Below are 17,193 nucleotides of genomic sequence, written 5' to 3' on the forward strand. Positions count from 1 at the left end.
GGAGGGGCCGGGCGCCTAGGGTCGCGGCTGACGGACCGCTGTCGGTGTGGAACGGGTTGAATCGCCCGGCGCCGGTGACGGCTCCTCCTCAACGGCGTTCCCCTGCCATCGCCTCGCATTGCGGTGGCAGGGGACGCCGACCGTTTCTGCCGGCCGGTGAGCCGCAGTACATCATCGACTACGGCGGGCGGCTGTACGTCTTTGACCAGCGCCTACGACCACAGTGCCTCGGCGACCGAGACACCGGCGAACGCCGCGCCCAGCCCCGCCACCACGCTCGCCACCACATTGGCCGCCGCGTAGAACTTCGCCCCGTCCTCGGCCAGCCGCAACGTCTCGTAACTGAAGGTCGAGTACGTGGTGAGCGCCCCGCACAGTCCCGTACCGAGCAGCAGTTGCAGCTGAGATGAGGCGGCGCCTGCCGCGACCGCGCCGGTCAGCAGGCCCAGGATCAGCGATCCCGTCACGTTGACCACGAAGGTGCCCCAGGGGAAGACGGTGTCGTGCCGGGACTGCACCGCCCGGTCCGCCAGATACCGCAGGGGCGCCCCGACCGCCGCACCGACGATCACCAGCAGCCAGTTCACCGGTTCCGCTCCCGGTCGTCGCCGTAGCGGACGACCTCGCAGCCGTCCAGGACGACCAGACCGCCGTCCGCGACCAGCTCCTCGATGAGCGGCAGGAACGCGCGGATCCGCTCCTCCGCGTCCACGATCACGACCGCCACCGGCAGATCCTCGCTCAGCGAGAGCAGCCGCTGCGTGTGGATCATCGACGAGGCGCCGAACCCCTCGATCCCCCGGAACACACTCGCGCCCGACAGCCCCGCCTTGTGCGCCCGGTGCACGATCTCCGTATACACCGGCCTGTGGTGCCACCCGTCGGACTCGCCGACGAGGACCGTCAGGCGCAGCGCCCGTTCCGTGTCCGGCGTCGTCATGACTGCCTCCACGCGAGCACGCGGCGGGTTGCCCACGCCGCACTCCACACCGCCGCGAGGGCCGCGCACAGTGTCAGTCCCAGGTACGCCAGGCCGGTACGGGCCCTGCCGCCGTCGACCAGGCGCTCGATGTCCACCGCGTATGTGGAGAACGTGGTGAACCCGCCCAGTACTCCCGTACCGAAGAACGGCCGTACCAGCCGGTGCGCCGCCCACACCTCGCTGATCACCACCATGAACACGCCGATCACCGCGCAGCCGGCGACATTCACGATCAGTATCGTCCAGGGGAAGCCGCCCGGGGCGGTGGGCCAGAGCAGCGTGGCGCCGTAGCGGGCGGACGCTCCGAGTGCACCGCCGAGCGCGACCACCGCGACGACGGAACCTTGGGGATTCCGGGCTCCCATGCGCACATCTCTCCTGCCTGCTGCACGCACCAGGCTATCGCCGCCGCCCCGACGGCGCGTGTCGCGGCCTGCCCGCGCGGGGTGGCCGTGCTCAGTTGCTGCCGGGCGGCACATGCCCGCTGTACTGGGCCTGTGTCAGCAGGGAGATGACTTCCTCGTCGGAAGTCTGCGAGAAGTCCCGGTACCACTCGCCGACCGCGAAGAACAGGCGCGGCATGGACAGGCACACCACCTCGTCCGCACACTGCCGCAGCCGGTCGACCGCGTCCGGTGGCGCGACCGGTACGGCCGCCAGCAGACGGGCCGGCTGCTGGGCCCGTACCACCCGGCAGGCGGCCTCGGCCGTGGCGCCGGTCGCGACGCCGTCGTCCACGACGATGACGGTCCGGCCTTCGAGCGGTGTTCGCGGCCTGCCCGCGCGGTACGTCTGCGCCCGGCGTACGAGCTCCGCCGCCTCGACCCGCTCGATCGCCGCGAGATCCTGCTTCCCGGCCAGGATGTGGCTGACGACATCCTCGTTGATGACCCGCACCCCGCCCTCGCCGATGGCGCCGAACGCCACTTCCTCGTGGTGCGGCACGCCGAGTTTGCGGACCACGATCACGTCGAGCTGGGCGCCGAGCATCTGCGCCACCTGGAAGGCCACCGGGACTCCGCCGCGGGGCAGGCCCAGCACGACGGGGTTCTCCCGCTCCAGGTGCCGGAGCGCCTCGGCCAGCTGCTGTCCCGCGTCCGTGCGATCGGCGAACAGCACGGTGGTTCACCCCAAACATGGGAGAGCAGGGACCAGGTGGGACATACCCCACTTGCTTCCCTATTTCGAAACAACCCCATGTGCGGTGGGCTCGCAACTCGGGCAGGGTCGGTTGCATGGAACGAATCGGAGCGGTCCTGATCGACATCGACGGTGTGCTCACCGTGTCCTGGAAGCCGCTGCCCGGCACCGTGGCGGCCATGGAGCGGCTGCGCGATGCGGGTCTCCCGCTGGCGCTGGTCACCAACACCACCTCCCGCACCCGCGCCTCGATCGCCGAGAAGCTGGTGGGCGAGGGCTTCCCCGTCTGTGCCGACGACATTCTCACCGCCCCCGCCGTCACCGCCGCCCACCTGCGGGAACACCATCCCGGAGCCCGCTGCCTGCTGATCAACACCGGCGACGTCCGGGACGATCTGGCGGGCGTGACACTCGTCGACGAGGACCCGGATGTCGTTGTCCTCGGCGGGGCCGGGGACGCCTTCACCTACGCGGCGCTCAACCGCGCCTTCCGCCATGTGCAGCGCGGTGCCCGGCTCGTCGCCATGCACCGGAGCATGTACTGGCGTACGGGCGCGGGGCTCGACCTCGACACCGGTGCCTTCCTCCTGGGGCTGGAGCGAGCCGCCCGCGTCGAGGCGGAGATCACCGGTAAACCGGCCGCGTCGTTCTTCGCCACGGCCCTGGCACACCTCGGCGTCCCCGCGTCCCACGCCCTGATGGTCGGCGACGACATCGAGTCGGACGTCCTGGCCGCTCAGCGCGCCGGGCTCACCGGCGTACTCGTCAGGACCGGCAAGTACCTCCCCGAGACACACCGGGCGGCCGACGGCACCCCGGACCATGTGATCGACTCCTTCGCCGATCTCCCCGCCCTGCTGGAGCGGCCGGGGGCGTGAGGGCCGGGGCGCGGCCCCGTGGTCCCGGCCGGGTCAGGACACCGGGGACGTCTTGGGCACCTCGCCCTCCGTCGTGTTCACGTCGATCACGGAGAACGTCGCGCCCTGCGGGTCCGTCAGCGCCGCGAAGCGGCCGAAGGGCATGGTCATCGGGCCGAACCGCAGGATCGCGCCGCGCTCGGTCGCCTTCGCCACGGCCGCGTCGCAGTCCGCGACGGTGAAGTACACATTCAGGTACGGCGGCACCTCGGGCGGGAATTCGTCGCCCATCTTCATCCGCCCCATGACCGTCCTGTCCCCGAGGTTGAACATCCTGAAGTCGACGGCTTCGTCCTCCAGTTTCACCATGCTGTACGGGAAGACGGCGGAGAAGAAGGCGTCCGACTTCTCGGGCTGCCGGGTGAAGACCTCGGCCCAGCAGAACGCACCGGGCACCCTTTGGGCCTCGAAGCCCTCGTGGGTGCCCGCCTGCCAGACGCCGAAGGTGACACCGCTGGGGTCGCGGGCCAGCAGCATCGTGCCGAACTCGCCCACCTCCATGGGGTCCATCAGCGTCTCGCCGCCGTTCTCACGGATCTTCGCGGCGGTGGCCGCGGCGTCCGGCGAGGCGAGATACAGACACCAGGCGGACTGTCCCTCCTGGCCGGGCATCGGAGGCACGACGGCGGCGACCGCCTTGCCGTTGGCGTACGCCTGCGTGTAGTCACCGAACTCGGACGAGGACTCGCCGAACGTCCAGCCCAGTACATCACCGTAGAAGCTCTTCGCTCCGTCGATGTCGGGGAACATCGCGTCGGCCCAGCACGGCGTGCCTTCCGGTTGTACAGCCATGACGTCGACTCCTTCGTGTTCGGTGGCGTGTCCGGTCTTTCACGCTAGCCAGCCGGACGTCTGCCCGCGCGCTGGAAACGGAGCCGCCGACCCCGGTGGCCTGCACCGTACGCACGTGTGCACCTGCCGGCCGGGGTCATGGCCGTGACACGGCCCGCGCCGCGGTCTCCGGCGAGCGGGGCCGCCTGCCGAGCGGGGCCGTCTACCGAGCCGATTGCCTGTCGGGCTGTCCGAAGTCCTGGGTCCAGTAGTTGCCGGGCTGCGCGAGGCCCACGCCGATCTCCTTGAACGAGCAGTCGAGGATGTTGCGTTTGTGGCCGGGGCTGCTCATCCAGCCCGCCATGACGCTTTCGGGGGTGGTGTAGCCGTAGGCGACGTTCTCGCCGTACGCGTTCCGGTCGTACCCGGCGTGTGTGATCCGGTCGCCCGGGTCCGAGCCGTCGGAGCCGGTGTGGGACATGTTCCGGTGGGATGCCATGTCCGCGCTGTGCTTCCGGGCGGCCTTCGCCAGCTTCGCGTTCATCTTCAGCGGCGAGCAACCAGCCTTGCTGCGGGCGTGGTTGACGAGTTTCAGCAGGCGGGCGGCTTCCTTCTCATGAGGGCTGAAGGCGGCCGAGACGGCAGCGGAGTGCGCACCGGCGGCTTCCGCGGCTTCCGCGACTCCCATCGTTCCCACGGCTCCCATGGTTCCCAGGGCGACGACAGCAATGGCCATCAGCCGACGGGACCTCTTCGCGTGGTGCTTCCTCATGTGATGTGACCTCGCTCGATACTCGTTGTTCGCGTGGGAGCGGCTTCAAGAGAGTGCTGCGGGAAGCGTCTGACGTGTGGACGGCCTGCACGCAGCCCGGACTCCGGCGTCCGTACCTGGTCCACGCTGCGGCGATCGAGCCCGCGTCGGAACGATCCCGTCGCCAGTGACGGGTGTCAGACATTTCGCTACAAGTGAAGACTTTCGTTCGCTTGGTGCGTTGCAGGCTCGCAGGAGTGAGGCCGAGAATTTCGTCGCTGGGGAGTTCCCCGGTGCCGCAGGCTTTGTGCCGTTCCTGACGACCAACCAGCGTGCGCCGATGGCACCGGCCTCCCGTGGCGGGGGCCGGTGCCATCGTCCAGGTGGTGCGCTCAGGCACCGTCAGCGCGCGACGTGGACCCCGGGCGTCAGCCCTGGGGCGCGTCCGTGACCTTCCCCGTGAGGAGGGGGCCCTCCAACCAGTCGTCCTGCTCGAGGATGTACACCTGCATCCGCAGGGACTCCTCCGACTCGGTCAGCGCGTCGGTGACCGTGGGCACGGACACCTCGGCGCTCGTCCCGCCCTTGGGGATGGACGCCCAGAGGGAGGGACTGTCCGTGGACAGGGGCCGCTCCGGGTCGGCGGCCACGCCGAGCGAGGAGAGCCATTCCTCGTCGACGTCCTTCGTGGACAGCTCCGTGCCCTCGCGCACCGGCAGGAGGTCGAACCGCGTCTCGATGTCGGTGTCGGCGGGCTCCGAGAGCTCCACCTTCCAGGTGAGCTTCTGGCCCTCGGTGACCGAGTGGGCGACCGGGGTCACGGTGACCGTGGGCCTGGGGTCGTCGTTCTCGACGAGCAGGCCCCCGAAGGCGCCGCCGACCGCTGTGCCGCGCACGGCCTTGGCCGCGACCTCGTGGCGGAGGTCGTAGTTGTAGCGGGAGTTGCCCTTGACCGTGATCGACACGTCCACGGGGCCACCGGCCTTCACCGTCACGGTGCGGACGGTGGACGTGTAGGTTTCCGGGTCGCGGACGGCGAGCTTGATCACGCCGGTGCCCTTGCCGGTGACCTGGACGGGCACGCGGTAGGTGCGGGTGCCGGAGTCGCCCTCCTTGACCGTCAGCCTGCCGATGTCGACACGCGGGAGCGCGACGGGGCGTACCGCCGGGGTGCCGGGGCGCCAGCCCCAGGCGTCCATCAGCCAGAGCTCGCCGGAGCTGCTGCGTGGGGTGAGCTCCAGCGACTGCGTCTGCTTCAGGTCGACACCGGCGCTGACGGCGGCCTTCAGCGGGACGCGGACCTCACGCGCCCAGTGCGCGGCCGTCGAGCCGGAGCCGGGAAGGCCGTCGACGGTGACCTGCCCGAGCCTCACCCGCTTGCCGGAGGTGTCGGTGAGGGCGACGTCGAGCCGGGTGCCCCGGGTATTCGGCGGCACCATCACCCGCAGGGTGAGCGCGTCGGAGCCCGCCAGCGAGAAGGCGCTCTTCGGCGTCAGCCGGACCGGGGTGCCCGGCTTGGTCCAGCGGGCCGTGACCGCGTTGCGGCCCGGCTCACTGGTGGTGTCCGCCCAGGACGCGAAGTGCGGCGACTGACCGGGGGCGGAGTCCGGCCTGCAGGCCCGGGTGGTGCTTGTCGTGATCTGCAGGCACACGCGCCCGTTCGTCACCGAGAGCGGGTCGTCGGGCCGGATCGCCGGGGTGCGGTTGCCGCCGACGGCGTGGGTCAGGATCCGGGCGGGGCCGGCCGAGGGCGCGCGGCGGTCGGAGCCGTCGAGCAGCGGGCGGACCCGGTCGTCGCCCGCGAGGAAGAGCCGCGCGGCGGCGGCGATGTAGGTGGTGCCCGCCGTCTGCTGCTGCTTGGCGCTCAGCCGGGTCTTGGCCCCCGCCGAGCAGACCGGGTCCGGGTTGTTCTTGTCGTCCCAGAAGTCGTCGGTGGCCGGGGCCTCGGCCTGGCCGGGCGTCCACTCCGTGTTGAAGAAGTTGTGGTTGGCGCCGACCATGTACACCGCGCTGTGCAGCGCCGTACCCCGGCCGATGCCCCGGGTGCCGTCGAGGTAGATCTGGCCCTGGAGGTCGCTCACATCGCCGTCACAGCCCGGCAGGATGGTCATGGAGGGCACGTCGGGCGTGGGGTTCTGGCCGAAGATGGTGGGGCCGATCAGGACGGTGCCGCGGATCCGCCAGCCCACCGGCCCCCGGTAGCCGTCCTCGGCGGGCGGCGGTGGGGAGACGCTGTCGAGGGCCGCCCGGTTGACACCCTCGCCGCCCCGGGAGTGGCCGACCAGGAGCACCTTCGAGAGGTCGGCGGGCTCCGTCGCGCGTACGGTCTTGGGGGCCTTCGCGGGGTTCGCGCCCCACTCGGCCCAGCGGGCGAGGTGCTGGCGCACGAGGGACGAACGGGCCTGCGCCCCGAGGTCGGCCGCGCGGCCGTCCTGCGCGTTGACACCGTTCGCGGAGATGGAGACCGTCACATAGCCCTGGGACGCCAGGCGCTTCTGGTCGTGCAGAAAGCCGCGGTAGCTCGGGACCGCCTTGTCGCCCGGCTTGCACGGCCACTGCATGCCCGCGCTGTTCCTGCCGGGCTCGTAGCAGGTGGCGCTGCGGCCGTGGAGGAAGAGCGCCAGCGGTCGCTTCCCCGGCGCGTCCGTCGGGCCGACGACCGTGGCGCGCATCTCCACGGGCTCGGCGTAGCCCGGCAGCCTCACCGACTTCAGGGCGTACTCACCGCTGACGGTGCGGTACTTACCGGCGACACCGGGGTCGACCGGGTTGGCGGGGAACGGGTCCTGGGGCGCCGCCGCGGCCGTCGAGCGCCGCTGACCGGGCGCCTGGTCGGCCCCTGCGGCGTCCAGCCGCCGCGAACCGGCGACCACCTGGAGTTCGCTCACGGGGCCGACCTTCGCCCCGTCGAGGCGGAGCCGGAAGGTGCGTTGGTCGGGGGAGGGCTTCGGGACGCCGAGGGTCCGCTCCCCCGAGCGGAACTCGACCAGGGCGCCGCCCATGCCCACGGGCTCGGGTGAGCTCCAGACCAGCTCCCCGCCCTCGATACGCCACCCGTCCGGCAGCCGCTCCCCGGAGGTGCCCGGCGGCGCGCCGGGTATGGACTCGGCGGCCGGCTGCGCATGCGCCGGCCCTGGCACACCCGCCGCCAGCGCCACGGCCGCCAAGGCAGCCGTCAGCGCGCGTGAGACCTGTCTCACGATGGTGTCTCCTCATCGTTGGTCATGCTTCAGCGCCCCTGAATCCCAGGAGCACCCCCGCACCGGGGAGACAGTGACGTGCCATCACCGGTTGCCCACCTCGGGGGACCTGACAGGAATCTGACAGGAGTCAAACAGGAGCCAAACAGGAGCCGGACGGGAGTCACGGGGGCCGGTCCGGTGCCGGGTGCGTGCAACATGCGGGCTTCCGGTGGCGGGGAGCTGCCACCGGAAGCCCAGAGGGAAAGCGGAGACCTCAGCCGGCCTCGGTCGGTGTCTGCTTGATGTCGTCGACGACGGCCCGCTTCATGATGGCGCTGGTGGACAGCACCGTGCCGCGCTTGATGACGCCGTCGTCCTCCCCCACGTGAACGCTGCGCTCGCCCAGGAATTCGTGGGTTTTCCTGTCGAAGATCCACTCCGTGCGGTTACCGCTCGTCTCGTCCAGCCGGGCCACCGCCACCCCGTGCCGGCCCGCCGCGTCCACCGCGTCCTCCACCATCACCACGCCGGGGATCTTCGCGGCGGTCTTGAACAGGGCGGAGTAGAGCTCGGCCGGCGGGTAGCTCTCGCCGAGCAGGTCGCCGATGGCCTCGAATGCCTCCTGGTCGGGGCTGTCGCCCTTGCCCTCGGTCTCCTTGTAGATCTTCTTCAGCAGCTTGTCGGGGTCGGTGGTCAGCTTGGCCAGGTAGTTGTACGACGGCCCGTTCAATGTGGCCACCGGTACGTTGCCCTGCGCGTCGGGAGTGCTCAGCGTCTCGCCCTCGGGGTTGACGGTCGGGTCGATCAGCCATCCCTTGGTGCCGTCGAGGGACTGCCAGACCTGACGCGTATGCAGTGTGCCGGTGTCCAGGCCGGCCTTGTCACCGATGATCTTCTCGTTGCTGTTGGCCGTCTTCGACTCGATGTAGACGTACTGGCCCGCCTTCGGATTGGGCACCTCGGCCGCCGCCAGCGAGATCTGGTCGAGCAGCTGGGGCACGCCCTTGGTGGTGGCCGCGCCGACCGGCCTGGCCAGGGCCGGCCCGCCGGCCACACCTTTGTCCTCGCCGGCCGAGGTGAACACCGAGGCTCCCACGAGGACCGCCCCGGCCAGGGCGCATGCCATCGCGGGTACGGCGAAGGCACGGCGCGGCATCGTGAAGCGCCGCGCCTTCGGCTCGGCGGCGGTCGCCGTCGCGGTACGTTCTTCCTGCTGGATCCGGGCCATCAGACGCTCCTTGTGGAACTGGTGACGGCCCGACGGCAGGTCGCGATTCGGCGGCGGGAGCAGCTGTGCGCTCTCCTCCCACTCGGCCGGACTCTGCCGGGACGGGTTCGCGTTCATCGGATTCCTTCCTGTGCGGGCCGGACCGCTGTTGTGCGGTCGCCTCTTACCTGTCCGAGACCCGCCACGAGTTCCCGACTTCTCATCACCGGTCCGGTCGCCGTCGAGTTCAGTTCGGCGTCGGTGAGCCTGCGCAGCTTCGCACGGGCCCGGGACAGACGGGAGCGGACCGTGCCGACGGGGATCCGGAGCGCCTCCGCGGCGTCCGCGTACTCCAGGCCCTCCCACAGGCAGAGGGTGAGTACCTCGCGCTCCGGTCTGCGCAGCGCCGCCAGTGCGGTGAGTGCGGCGGCGAGGCGCCGCCGGTCGTCGATTCGGCCCGCGACCTCCTCGGCGTGGTCGGGCACCGCCGTCTCGGCCCGGGCGGCGGCACCGGCCGCCGCCCGGTAGCGCCGGTTGCTCCGGGTCTGGTTGCGTGCGGTGTTGGTGGCGATGCCGAGCAGCCAGAGCCGCAGCGAGCCGCCTTCGGGGTCGACCTTGTGGCGCAGCCGCCAGGCCTCCATGAACGTCGCGGCCATCACGTCCTCGGCCGTCGCCCAGTCGGCGGTCAGCCGGAACGCGTGGTTGTAGATCGTACGGGCGTAGCTGTCGTACAGCTCCGCGAACGCGCTCGATTCCCCGGCCCGTACCCGGGTACGCATATGTGTGTTCACCTCCCTCAGCTGTCCGGCACCTCACCACGGGTTCCTGTGACCCGCGTCACATACGCGATCGCCGGACGGGCCGAGGAACAGCCCGTCCGGCGATCGGGGACGGAACGGTGACCGGGCGCCCCCGGTGAACGTGAACCTACGCGGTCACAGCGAAGCTCCCGCCCCGGTTCTCCCGGCGTCGCCGGTCCGGCGGGTCGCGGCCGCGACGGTGGCCATCAGCTCGGCGTCCAGGACGGACGGATCGGCCAGTCGCGTCGGGGCGGCGTACGAGTTGAGCAGGGCCTTCGTGACGCGCAGGGCCGCCTCGGGGCGGCGCACGATGGGCTTGGCCCACGCGTCGACCGCCGCGTCGAGCTCGTCCTCGGGCACGACGCGCTGGAGGACCGACAGCTCGTACGCCTCCGCCGCCTTGAAGGGGCGCCCGGTCAGAATCAGTTCTCGCACCCGGGCGGCGCCGACCTCATGGAGCAGGCGCGGCAGCATTCCGCCCCAGGCGGTGGGCAGGCCGAGTGCCAGTTCCGGCAGCCGGAATCCGGCGGTGTCGGCGCCGACGCGCAGATCGCAGGCGAGGGCCAGTGCCATGCCCGCGCCGATCGCCTTGCCCTGGACCCTGGCGATGGTGACGGCCTGGCTGGTGGTGATCGCCTCGCAGACGCGGCGGCCCTTCTCGGCCGCGATGCGGATGCCCCGCCCGGTGGGGTCCTCGTCGAGCCAGTCGACGAATTCGTTGCGGTCCCCGCCCAGCGAGAAGTGCTCGCCGGCTCCGCTGAGCACCACCACCCGGACATCGGGGTCCGGCAGGGTCAGGATCGCCAGCAGATCGTCCAGCATCGCCTCGGTGACCGCGTTGCCGGTGTCGGGGCGGTTCAGCTCCACGCGCAGGACAGGGCCCTCGCGCACGGTGCGTACCGTGCCGGGCCGCTGGTACGGGGACCGCTGGTCGGGGAGCGAGAGCTTCATATCGCCACGCTCATCGAGGTCACACGCCTGAAGACCAGACGGGGCGCGTAGCTGGGCCCCGTGACGGCGCGCAGGGTGGGGAAACGTTTCAGTAGCTGGGCCAGGAGCGTACGTGCCTCGAGGCGGGCGAGGGCCGCGCCCATGCAGTAGTGCACACCGCCCCCGAAGGTGAGGTGGGTGCCGGTGCGCTCGATGTCGAAGGCATCCGGGGCGTCGTTGCGCCGGGGGTCGTGGTTGGCGGCCCCGTACATGACGTGGACCATGCTGTCCTTCGCGATCGGCACGCCCGCCAGGACCGTGTCGTCGGCGGCGATCCGGGTGTTGATGTGGATGGGCGGGTCGTACCGAAGGGCTTCGTCGACGGCGGCGTCGATGTATCCGGGGTGCTCCGCGAGCCACGCCCACCGGCCGGGCTCCCTCAGCAGTAGCGCCACCATGCTCGACAGCAGCGTCGCGGTGGTCTCCAGCGAGGCGATGGCGACGAACATGGTGAGACGGTAGAGGATCTCGTCCGCGGCCTCGCGGTCGGGTTCCATCGCGTCCCAGGTGTGTATCCAGCCGGTCAGGACATCGTTGCCGGGGTTCGCGCGGCGCTGTTTCACCATCTCGGTGAAGTACGCGCGTAGATGCATGGTCGCTTCGGCGGACACGGCGAGCTCGCTCTTGGTGGGCAGCAGCTCCTGGGCGTGCACCTGGTTGTGGGTGATCTCCAGGATGTGGGGGTAGTCCTCGGGCGGGATCCCCAGCCAGGAGCCGATGGTGCTGATCGGGAGCTGTTCGCTGACCGTACTGACGAAGTCGGCCTCGCCCCGGCGCAGTTTCTCGGCCAGCTCGTCGAGAAGACGGGTGACGTCCTGTTCGACCTGCGGGGTCAGCCGCTGGATGGTCGAGCGGCCCGAGAGGTTGCCGAGGCTGCGGCGCTGGCATGTGTGCGCGGGCGCGTTGAGGCGCGAGAGCGTCTTGGTCATCTCCTGCGTGGCGATCGCGTCCCAGCGCTCGGTGTCCTCCTGGCGTTCCTGCCAGGCGAAGTCCGGCGCCAGCCAGTTGCGGCCGCGCAGCACCTCGCTGCACACGTCGAAGCCGGTGACGAAGTACGCGTCCCAGGGAGCACGTACGACATCACCCATGTCTCTCAGCTCGCCCAGGAGGGCGTAGGGATCAGCCTGCCCCTCCGGAGATTTGAGACGCCGTAGGAGGGAAATGAGGGCACGGCGGTCGACGGTGGCGGGTCTGTCTGTGCCACAAATAGCGCTCACGCAGAGTTCCTTGTTCTGGGCTCATGGTTACGGCCAGAACCTACCCCTCCGCATGTATCCGCCATGCGTCGATCTCTGTTGCTCGTGTCACAGGAAAATGGCCTGTCGGCCTCTTGTCATATGCAGAACAGCCCTTATTCCAGGTTGATATGACGCCTCGTTATAAGCATAAATTCGTCAGAATCCACATTCCGGCCGACCGTCACACCCGGAAGACGTCAAGGAAGGAACTCCACCAGCCCTTTGTCCTCTTGGGTGACTCCACGTGCTCGTACCGTGCGACGGGAACCTCCTCGGGGGCGGCGATCCGGGGCGAAGCGGGCGGCTGTGCGGCCGTCGCCGCATGGCGCGCGGCACTCGGGCTGAACCGGACCGGCAGGGACACCAGCGCCCGGTGGAACGGACCCGGCCGCCATTCGACCGACGAGGCCGGCACGGCGAGGGTGAGGTCCGGCACGGTGTTGAGGATCTTCTCGATCGCGGTGAGGGCGATGAGCTGGGCGGGGGACTTCGCCGGGCAGACGTGGGGGCCCGCACCCCAGGCCAGATGGGCGCCCTTGCTCAGGGTCTGGCGGGCATCGGTGAGCGCGGGGTCGCTGTTCGCGGCGGCGAAGCTGATCAGTACGGGGGTGTCCGCCTTCAGCGTCACGCCACCGAGGTCGACGTCCTGGACCGGGAAGTGCGTCGCGTAGTTGGCGATCGGCGGGTTGTTCCACAGCACGTCGTCGAGGGCGTCCTCGACCAGCATCCCCGTACCTCGCCGCTGCGGCGCCCCGGTGTCGCTGGACAGCAGGAGAAGCAGTGCGTTGGCGATGAGATTGCGTTCCGGCTCGATGCCCGCGCCCATCAGCATGACGAGCTGGTCCTTGAGCTCCTCGTCCCGCAGGCCTGCCGGGTGCTGGATGAGCCAGGAGGTGATGTCGTCGCCGGGCTGCCGCCGCTTGAGGGCGACGAGCTCCATCAGGCACTCCGTCAGCTCGGCGTTGGCCCGCAGTACGTCCTCGCCGTCGAAGATCGCGGACATGCCACGGGTCAGCCGGTCGCCGATGTCACCGGGGCAGCCGAAGAGCTGGTTGAACAGCAGCAGCGGCAGAAGCTTGGCGTAGTCGCCCAGCAGGTCGGCGGAGCCGCGTTCGATGAACTGGTCGATGAGGTAGTCGGCGATGCGCTCGACATCCCGGCTCAGCCGCGTGGTGTTGAGGCGGGCAAGGCTCTCGGTGACCGCCTTGCGCAGACGCAGATGCTCGGTGCCGTCCGTGAACAGGCAGTTGGGCCGGTACGCCATCATGGGCAGCACCGGACTGTCGAGCGGTACGCGGCCCTCCCGCAGCGCCGCCCACCGGCGCGAGTCACGGGCGAAGAAGGAGGGGTTCTGCAGGACCCGGAGCGCGGCCTCGTGCTGCACGACCAGGGTGGCCGACACCCCGGGGGCCAGCTCGATCGGAGCGGCGAGCCCGTGCGCCCGGAATTCGTCGTACACACGCTGCGGATCGGACGCGAACTCCGGCCCGTAGAGCGACTTCTGCCGCTCACCGTGCATCGGGCACCCGGTGGGGGCGCTGTACGGGGTGGCTCCCGGCTGAGAGTCCATGTGTGATTCCTCGATGTGATCGCGGGCCTCGCAGGGCCCGGACGGCGGACGGAAACGGGTATCGGAATCCCGTACCGGCAAAAGACGGAGGGAACAGGGGTCAGGCCACCCGTGCGAGAAGGTGCTGGACCAGAGTGATCAAGGCCTGCGCGGACGAATTCTCGTCACGGGCGTCGCAGTACACGATCGGGGTGTCCGGCAGCAGGTCGAGAGCCTCACGCAACTCCTCCTCGGCATGCCGGGAGTACGGGTCGAAGCTGTTGACCGCGACCGCGTACTCCAGCCCGTACCTCTCGACGAGGTCGATCACCGGGAAGGTGTCGGCGAGACGGGCCGGGTCGACGAGGAGCAGCGCGCCGAGCGAGCCCCGCGCCATGTCCTCCCACAGCTCGACGAAGCGCTGCTGGCCCGGCGTACCGAACAGGTACAGCACCAGTTCGTCGCTGAGCGTCAGACGGCCGAAGTCCAGTGCGACCGTCGTCGTCACCTTGTCGGGCGCGCCCCGCAGATCGTCGATGTGGGCACTGGCCTGCGTCATCCTCTCCTCGGTGCGCAGCGGAGTGATCTCGGAGAGGGTGCCGATGAGCGTCGTCTTGCCCACGGCGAAGTGTCCGACGACGAGGATCTTCGCCGCACGCTGTACCGCGTCCGGCACATAGATGTTCTCAGCCGAACCGGACGTGGAGTCCATGCAACACCTCTTCGAGGATCTTCCTGTCAACTAGCTGAGCCGGCGGTGGCGCCTTGCGGCGCATCAGGTGACCTTGTTCCGCTAAATCGTTCAGCAGCAGCCGTGCCACTCCGACGGGCAGCTCCAGATGGCCCGCGACCTCGGCCACCGACAGATAGCCGCCTGAGCACAGCTCCCAGATCGCCCGGACCTCGGGGCTCGGGTTCGGGGGCAGCTGCCGGTCGGGTGCGATGGTGACCAGAGTGACGAGGGAGAGGCCCTCCGCATCGGGCAGGCCGCGTCCGCCGGTGATGACGTAGGACCGGACGAACCCGCTGCTGACCGCCTGCTCCTCGCCCGGCGCCGTCATGCGTTGCTTCCGGCGTCATGGCGGGGAGGTGTGGTCATCGCCTTCCCCAGCGCGGCGACCTGCTGCTGCATACGGAAGGACATGGCCTCCATGTCCACGTCGGCCGCCGCGGCCGCCGCGAGATAGGCGCCGGTACCGGCAGCGATCAGGAAGATCCAGCCGTGCTCGTACTCAAGGAGCGTCTGGTGCCAGCGGCCGGGCGTCTGGGCGCCGATGAACGGTGCGACGGCCCGGCTCAGCGACTGCATGGAACTCATCGCCGCCGCCACGGTCTCCGCGTCGTCCCGGCCGATCTCGCTGGAGTTGGCCAGCAGCAGACCGTCGGCGGAGACGAGGATCGCGTGCCGTGCGCCGGGTACCTGGAGCACATCGTTGAGCACCCAGGACAGATCGGGTTTCACTGGAACTCGGGTCCTTCCATCGTCGTCGTGTCACGCCCGGACCGTGTTCCGCGCTGGAACGCGCCCAGGCGGGAAGCGGTCTCCTCGTTGCTGCGCGCCGGCCCGGGCTCGGTCGGCGGCACCACCGACACCGGGCTCTTGCGACGACGCTTGGGCAGACCACCGGCGGTGGTGAAGGACCCAGTCGGCTGCGGGGCGGGGGCCGAGTGCGCGGCTGGAGGGAACAGGGGGGTCGGTTGCGGCGCGGGCGCCTGACGGCGGGGGAGCGCCGACACTTCCGCATCGTGGCCACCGGTGTCCATGGAGGCCGCAAAGGGTGCCGGAGGTGCGGGGGCATCGCCGGTGAGCAGCTCGTCGGGCAGGAGAACCACCGCGCGTACGCCTCCATAAGGGGATACGGAGTCCACCGAGACCTGGAACCCGTAGCGTGCGGCCAGCACTCCGGAGACGGCGAATCCGAACTGCGGGGGAATGCCCAGACTGGAGACGCTGATCGCGGCCTGAGGTGCGAGGAGGGCCGCGGCGCGGTCCTTCTCCTCCTGGCCCATGCCGAGGCCGGCGTCGTCGATGATGAGGCAGACGCCCTTCGGTACGGCCTGGATGTTGAGCTCCACCGGAGTGCCGGGGGCGGAGTAGTTGGTGGCGTTGGCCAGCAGTTCGGCGAGGACCACCGCCACCGGTTCCACGGCCTTGCTGACGACCGAGAAGTTCACCTGTCCGTTGACCCGGACCCGGTCGAACTGCCGGATACGGCCCTGGGCGCTGCGGGCCACGTCGAAGACGGAGGCGACCGTCTCCCTGCGCCCGAGCCAGCCGCCGCAGAGCACCGCGATGCCCTGCGCCCGGCGCCCGAACTGGCTGTTGGCGTGGTCGATGGCCATCAGGTCGGCGAGGATGCCGGGGTCGTCGCCGTGCTTCTTCTGGGCGTTCTCGACGACCACCTGCTGCTCGTCCGCAAGTCCCTGAAGGGTTCGCACGGCCGCCTTGAGGACGGCCTTGGTCTCCTCCTCGGCGTCCTTGCGGACCTCGGCCAGCTCGGCGGCCTGACGGTGCAGGAGACCGGTGTGGGCGATGTGGAGCTCGTCCCGCTGCCGTTGCAGCGCGTCACTCTCCCCCCGGAGTGCGGCGTTCTGCTTGCGCAGACCGATGTTGGTCTTGCGAGCCCGCAGGACGGCACCCGCTGCGACCAGTGCTACGACAACCAGTGCCCAGAAGAGAGGGCCCTGTGCAAATGTCATGAGACTCACTTCAAGTGCCATGGCTATGAAAACGGCTTGACGCTCCCTCATGTGCCGTAATGTCCGGGACTCGTTGAGCCACGGATTGCGCCACGCGGGGAAGGCCCCTCCGAAAGTGGGGCCGAGGAATTCATCCCTCCCGGAATGCCCCCATATGCCGTCAGCCCACTGGAAGTAAGATGATCTTAGCATCAGCCCGTCGGGTAAATGTCAAGACCAACACGCCAGTTGCACCTTTGACGCGGAATGTTCACATCCGCGCTGGAGTCACCGCCCGCGCGATCCTGTGAAAGCGGGGAACTCCTGCGGACAAATGTGAGATTTGGTCAGCAGCGGCGCTGATATATGTCCGTTCGGTTCGATTTCGAGGCGTACGCGTCGTTGTGAAGGATCCTCGGCGCACCTCCGCCGTGCCGTCGGCGTCGCGCCGCACGTACGCCGTCCGCGCAGGTTGCGCCAGTAGACCGTCACAGGTCCCCGCACCGGGGTCACGGCGCGCCCGTTCCCGGGGGTGCGGCGCGTTCGTCCACGGGGTCACGTGCATGCGGGAGCGTGCTCTCGTCACTGTCGGTGAAGGCGGGCGGAAACCAGGATGGAGACCAGCCAAGGGGAAGCGCCCCGGGCACCGAACCCGGTCCTCACAGGGCCCGCTCGATGACACAGGAGATCCCATGAACCTCTCGCAGAACACCGCCCAGCCGGCCGACGCCCAGCCCAAGACCGGTCTGCCCCTGTCCCGCAAGGCCGCCCTCGGTGTCGCCGCGGCCGCGGTCATCGGCGGTTCGATGTTCGCCCCGAGCGCCTTCGCCGCCACGGACTCCGCGCCCAGCCGCTCCGTCGAGGCGGGCTGCGCGGAGTGCTACCCGGACGTCATGTGATCCCGGTAGTCGTCCGACCGATCCCGGTGGTCGTCCGACCCCGGTAGTCCCACTTCGGATCCGACCCCCGACAGGGCCCTGATGGGGC

General features: G+C 70.0%; 17 protein-coding genes and 1 pseudogene. 2 read left to right on the forward strand and 16 right to left on the reverse strand.

Features of this window, described 5'->3' with window-relative positions:
- Positions 1–212: 212 nt before the first annotated feature.
- The 4 genes and pseudogenes from crcB (ACH4EW_RS06615) to ACH4EW_RS06630 all read right to left on the reverse strand — a co-directional run.
- Positions 213–587, reverse strand: coding sequence for a fluoride efflux transporter CrcB (gene crcB, locus ACH4EW_RS06615; RefSeq protein WP_398252305.1), 375 nt, complete (start codon positions 585–587; stop codon positions 213–215).
- Positions 584–940, reverse strand: a complete 357-nt coding sequence (locus tag ACH4EW_RS06620; protein WP_398252308.1) for a DUF190 domain-containing protein — start codon at positions 938–940, stop codon at positions 584–586. Before ACH4EW_RS06620 ends, crcB (ACH4EW_RS06615) begins: the two co-directional genes overlap by 4 nt.
- Positions 937–1,347: a fluoride efflux transporter CrcB gene (gene crcB / locus ACH4EW_RS06625; RefSeq protein ID WP_398252311.1), complete on the reverse strand. Its 411-nt coding sequence runs from the start codon at positions 1,345–1,347 to the stop codon at positions 937–939. The genes ACH4EW_RS06620 and crcB (ACH4EW_RS06625) overlap by 4 nt, the downstream gene beginning before the upstream one ends.
- Positions 1,348–1,474: 127 nt before the next feature.
- Positions 1,475–2,101: pseudogene (locus ACH4EW_RS06630) on the reverse strand (phosphoribosyltransferase); the annotation flags it as partial.
- 116 nt (positions 2,102–2,217) lie between these two features.
- Here ACH4EW_RS06630 and ACH4EW_RS06635 point away from each other — a divergent pair.
- A complete protein-coding gene (locus tag ACH4EW_RS06635) occupies positions 2,218–3,000 on the forward strand; it encodes an HAD-IIA family hydrolase (protein ID WP_398252314.1) in 783 nt (260 codons plus the stop codon).
- 33 nt (positions 3,001–3,033) lie between these two features.
- Here the strand turns inward: ACH4EW_RS06635 and ACH4EW_RS06640 are convergent, their stop codons facing one another.
- The 12 genes from ACH4EW_RS06640 to ACH4EW_RS06695 all read right to left on the reverse strand — a co-directional run bounded on the left by ACH4EW_RS06640 (position 3,034) and on the right by ACH4EW_RS06695 (position 16,227).
- The gene (locus ACH4EW_RS06640) at positions 3,034–3,831 is read right to left on the reverse strand and encodes a VOC family protein (RefSeq protein ID WP_398252317.1); all 798 of its coding nucleotides are present in this window, start codon (positions 3,829–3,831) and stop codon (positions 3,034–3,036) included.
- Between the two features lie 202 nt (positions 3,832–4,033).
- Positions 4,034–4,582 carry a CAP domain-containing protein gene (locus ACH4EW_RS06645; protein WP_398252319.1) on the reverse strand — a complete coding sequence of 183 codons (549 nt, stop codon included), beginning with the start codon at positions 4,580–4,582 and terminating at the stop codon, positions 4,034–4,036.
- Between the two features lie 407 nt (positions 4,583–4,989).
- Positions 4,990–7,761, reverse strand: a complete 2,772-nt coding sequence (locus tag ACH4EW_RS06650) for a hypothetical protein (RefSeq protein ID WP_398252322.1) — start codon at positions 7,759–7,761, stop codon at positions 4,990–4,992.
- A gap of 256 nt (positions 7,762–8,017) precedes the next feature.
- Complete coding sequence (locus ACH4EW_RS06655; protein WP_398252325.1) at positions 8,018–9,088, reverse strand: CU044_5270 family protein; 1,071 nt, start codon at positions 9,086–9,088, stop codon at positions 8,018–8,020.
- Positions 9,085–9,729 carry an RNA polymerase sigma factor gene (locus ACH4EW_RS06660; RefSeq protein WP_398252328.1) on the reverse strand — a complete coding sequence of 215 codons (645 nt, stop codon included), beginning with the start codon at positions 9,727–9,729 and terminating at the stop codon, positions 9,085–9,087. Before ACH4EW_RS06660 ends, ACH4EW_RS06655 begins: the two co-directional genes overlap by 4 nt.
- Positions 9,730–9,885: 156 nt before the next feature.
- Complete coding sequence (locus ACH4EW_RS06665; RefSeq protein ID WP_398252330.1) at positions 9,886–10,701, reverse strand: enoyl-CoA hydratase/isomerase family protein; 816 nt, start codon at positions 10,699–10,701, stop codon at positions 9,886–9,888.
- Positions 10,698–11,828, reverse strand: a complete 1,131-nt coding sequence (locus ACH4EW_RS06670) for a cytochrome P450 (RefSeq protein ID WP_398252333.1) — start codon at positions 11,826–11,828, stop codon at positions 10,698–10,700. Before ACH4EW_RS06670 ends, ACH4EW_RS06665 begins: the two co-directional genes overlap by 4 nt.
- Positions 11,829–12,159: 331 nt before the next feature.
- Positions 12,160–13,548, reverse strand: a complete 1,389-nt coding sequence (locus ACH4EW_RS06675; RefSeq protein WP_398252336.1) for a cytochrome P450 — start codon at positions 13,546–13,548, stop codon at positions 12,160–12,162.
- Positions 13,549–13,648: 100 nt separating this feature from the next.
- Entirely contained in the window at positions 13,649–14,239 is a 591-nt protein-coding gene (locus ACH4EW_RS06680) for a GTP-binding protein (protein ID WP_398252339.1), read from the reverse strand.
- A complete protein-coding gene (locus ACH4EW_RS06685; protein ID WP_398252342.1) occupies positions 14,214–14,588 on the reverse strand; it encodes a DUF742 domain-containing protein in 375 nt (124 codons plus the stop codon). The genes ACH4EW_RS06680 and ACH4EW_RS06685 overlap by 26 nt, the downstream gene beginning before the upstream one ends.
- Positions 14,585–14,989, reverse strand: coding sequence for a roadblock/LC7 domain-containing protein (locus tag ACH4EW_RS06690; RefSeq protein ID WP_398252345.1), 405 nt, complete (start codon positions 14,987–14,989; stop codon positions 14,585–14,587). The genes ACH4EW_RS06685 and ACH4EW_RS06690 overlap by 4 nt, the downstream gene beginning before the upstream one ends.
- On the reverse strand, positions 14,986–16,227 hold the full coding sequence (locus ACH4EW_RS06695) for an ATP-binding protein (RefSeq protein WP_398252348.1): 1,242 nt from the start codon (positions 16,225–16,227) through the stop codon (positions 14,986–14,988). The genes ACH4EW_RS06690 and ACH4EW_RS06695 overlap by 4 nt, the downstream gene beginning before the upstream one ends.
- 671 nt (positions 16,228–16,898) lie before the next feature.
- Here ACH4EW_RS06695 and ACH4EW_RS06700 point away from each other — a divergent pair.
- Positions 16,899–17,105 (forward strand): hypothetical protein, encoded by a 207-nt coding sequence (locus ACH4EW_RS06700; protein WP_398252350.1) that lies wholly within the window; start codon positions 16,899–16,901, stop codon positions 17,103–17,105.
- The last annotated feature ends 88 nt before the right edge of the window (positions 17,106–17,193 follow it).

The sequence above is a fragment of the Streptomyces sp. NPDC018000 genome (assembly GCF_044328025.1).
Lineage (GTDB): Bacteria > Actinomycetota > Actinomycetes > Streptomycetales > Streptomycetaceae > Streptomyces.

Bases quoted from the DNA above. Each gene is read 5' to 3' on its own strand.
- ACH4EW_RS06620 (WP_398252308.1), bottom strand. From the start codon at position 940: ATGACGACGCCGGACACGGAACGGGCGCTGCGCCTGACGGTCCTCGTC.
- crcB (WP_398252311.1), bottom strand. From the start codon at position 1,347: ATGGGAGCCCGGAATCCCCAAGGTTCCGTCGTCGCGGTGGTCGCGCTC.
- ACH4EW_RS06635 (WP_398252314.1), top strand. From the start codon at position 2,218: ATGGAACGAATCGGAGCGGTCCTGATCGACATCGACGGTGTGCTCACC.
- ACH4EW_RS06640 (WP_398252317.1), bottom strand. From the start codon at position 3,831: ATGGCTGTACAACCGGAAGGCACGCCGTGCTGGGCCGACGCGATGTTC.
- ACH4EW_RS06645 (WP_398252319.1), bottom strand. From the start codon at position 4,582: ATGAGGAAGCACCACGCGAAGAGGTCCCGTCGGCTGATGGCCATTGCT.
- ACH4EW_RS06655 (WP_398252325.1), bottom strand. From the start codon at position 9,088: ATGAACGCGAACCCGTCCCGGCAGAGTCCGGCCGAGTGGGAGGAGAGC.
- ACH4EW_RS06660 (WP_398252328.1), bottom strand. From the start codon at position 9,729: ATGCGTACCCGGGTACGGGCCGGGGAATCGAGCGCGTTCGCGGAGCTG.
- ACH4EW_RS06665 (WP_398252330.1), bottom strand. From the start codon at position 10,701: ATGAAGCTCTCGCTCCCCGACCAGCGGTCCCCGTACCAGCGGCCCGGC.
- ACH4EW_RS06670 (WP_398252333.1), bottom strand. From the start codon at position 11,828: ATGGGTGATGTCGTACGTGCTCCCTGGGACGCGTACTTCGTCACCGGC.
- ACH4EW_RS06675 (WP_398252336.1), bottom strand. From the start codon at position 13,548: ATGGACTCTCAGCCGGGAGCCACCCCGTACAGCGCCCCCACCGGGTGC.
- ACH4EW_RS06680 (WP_398252339.1), bottom strand. From the start codon at position 14,239: ATGGACTCCACGTCCGGTTCGGCTGAGAACATCTATGTGCCGGACGCG.
- ACH4EW_RS06685 (WP_398252342.1), bottom strand. From the start codon at position 14,588: ATGACGGCGCCGGGCGAGGAGCAGGCGGTCAGCAGCGGGTTCGTCCGG.
- ACH4EW_RS06695 (WP_398252348.1), bottom strand. From the start codon at position 16,227: ATGACATTTGCACAGGGCCCTCTCTTCTGGGCACTGGTTGTCGTAGCA.
- ACH4EW_RS06700 (WP_398252350.1), top strand. From the start codon at position 16,899: ATGAACCTCTCGCAGAACACCGCCCAGCCGGCCGACGCCCAGCCCAAG.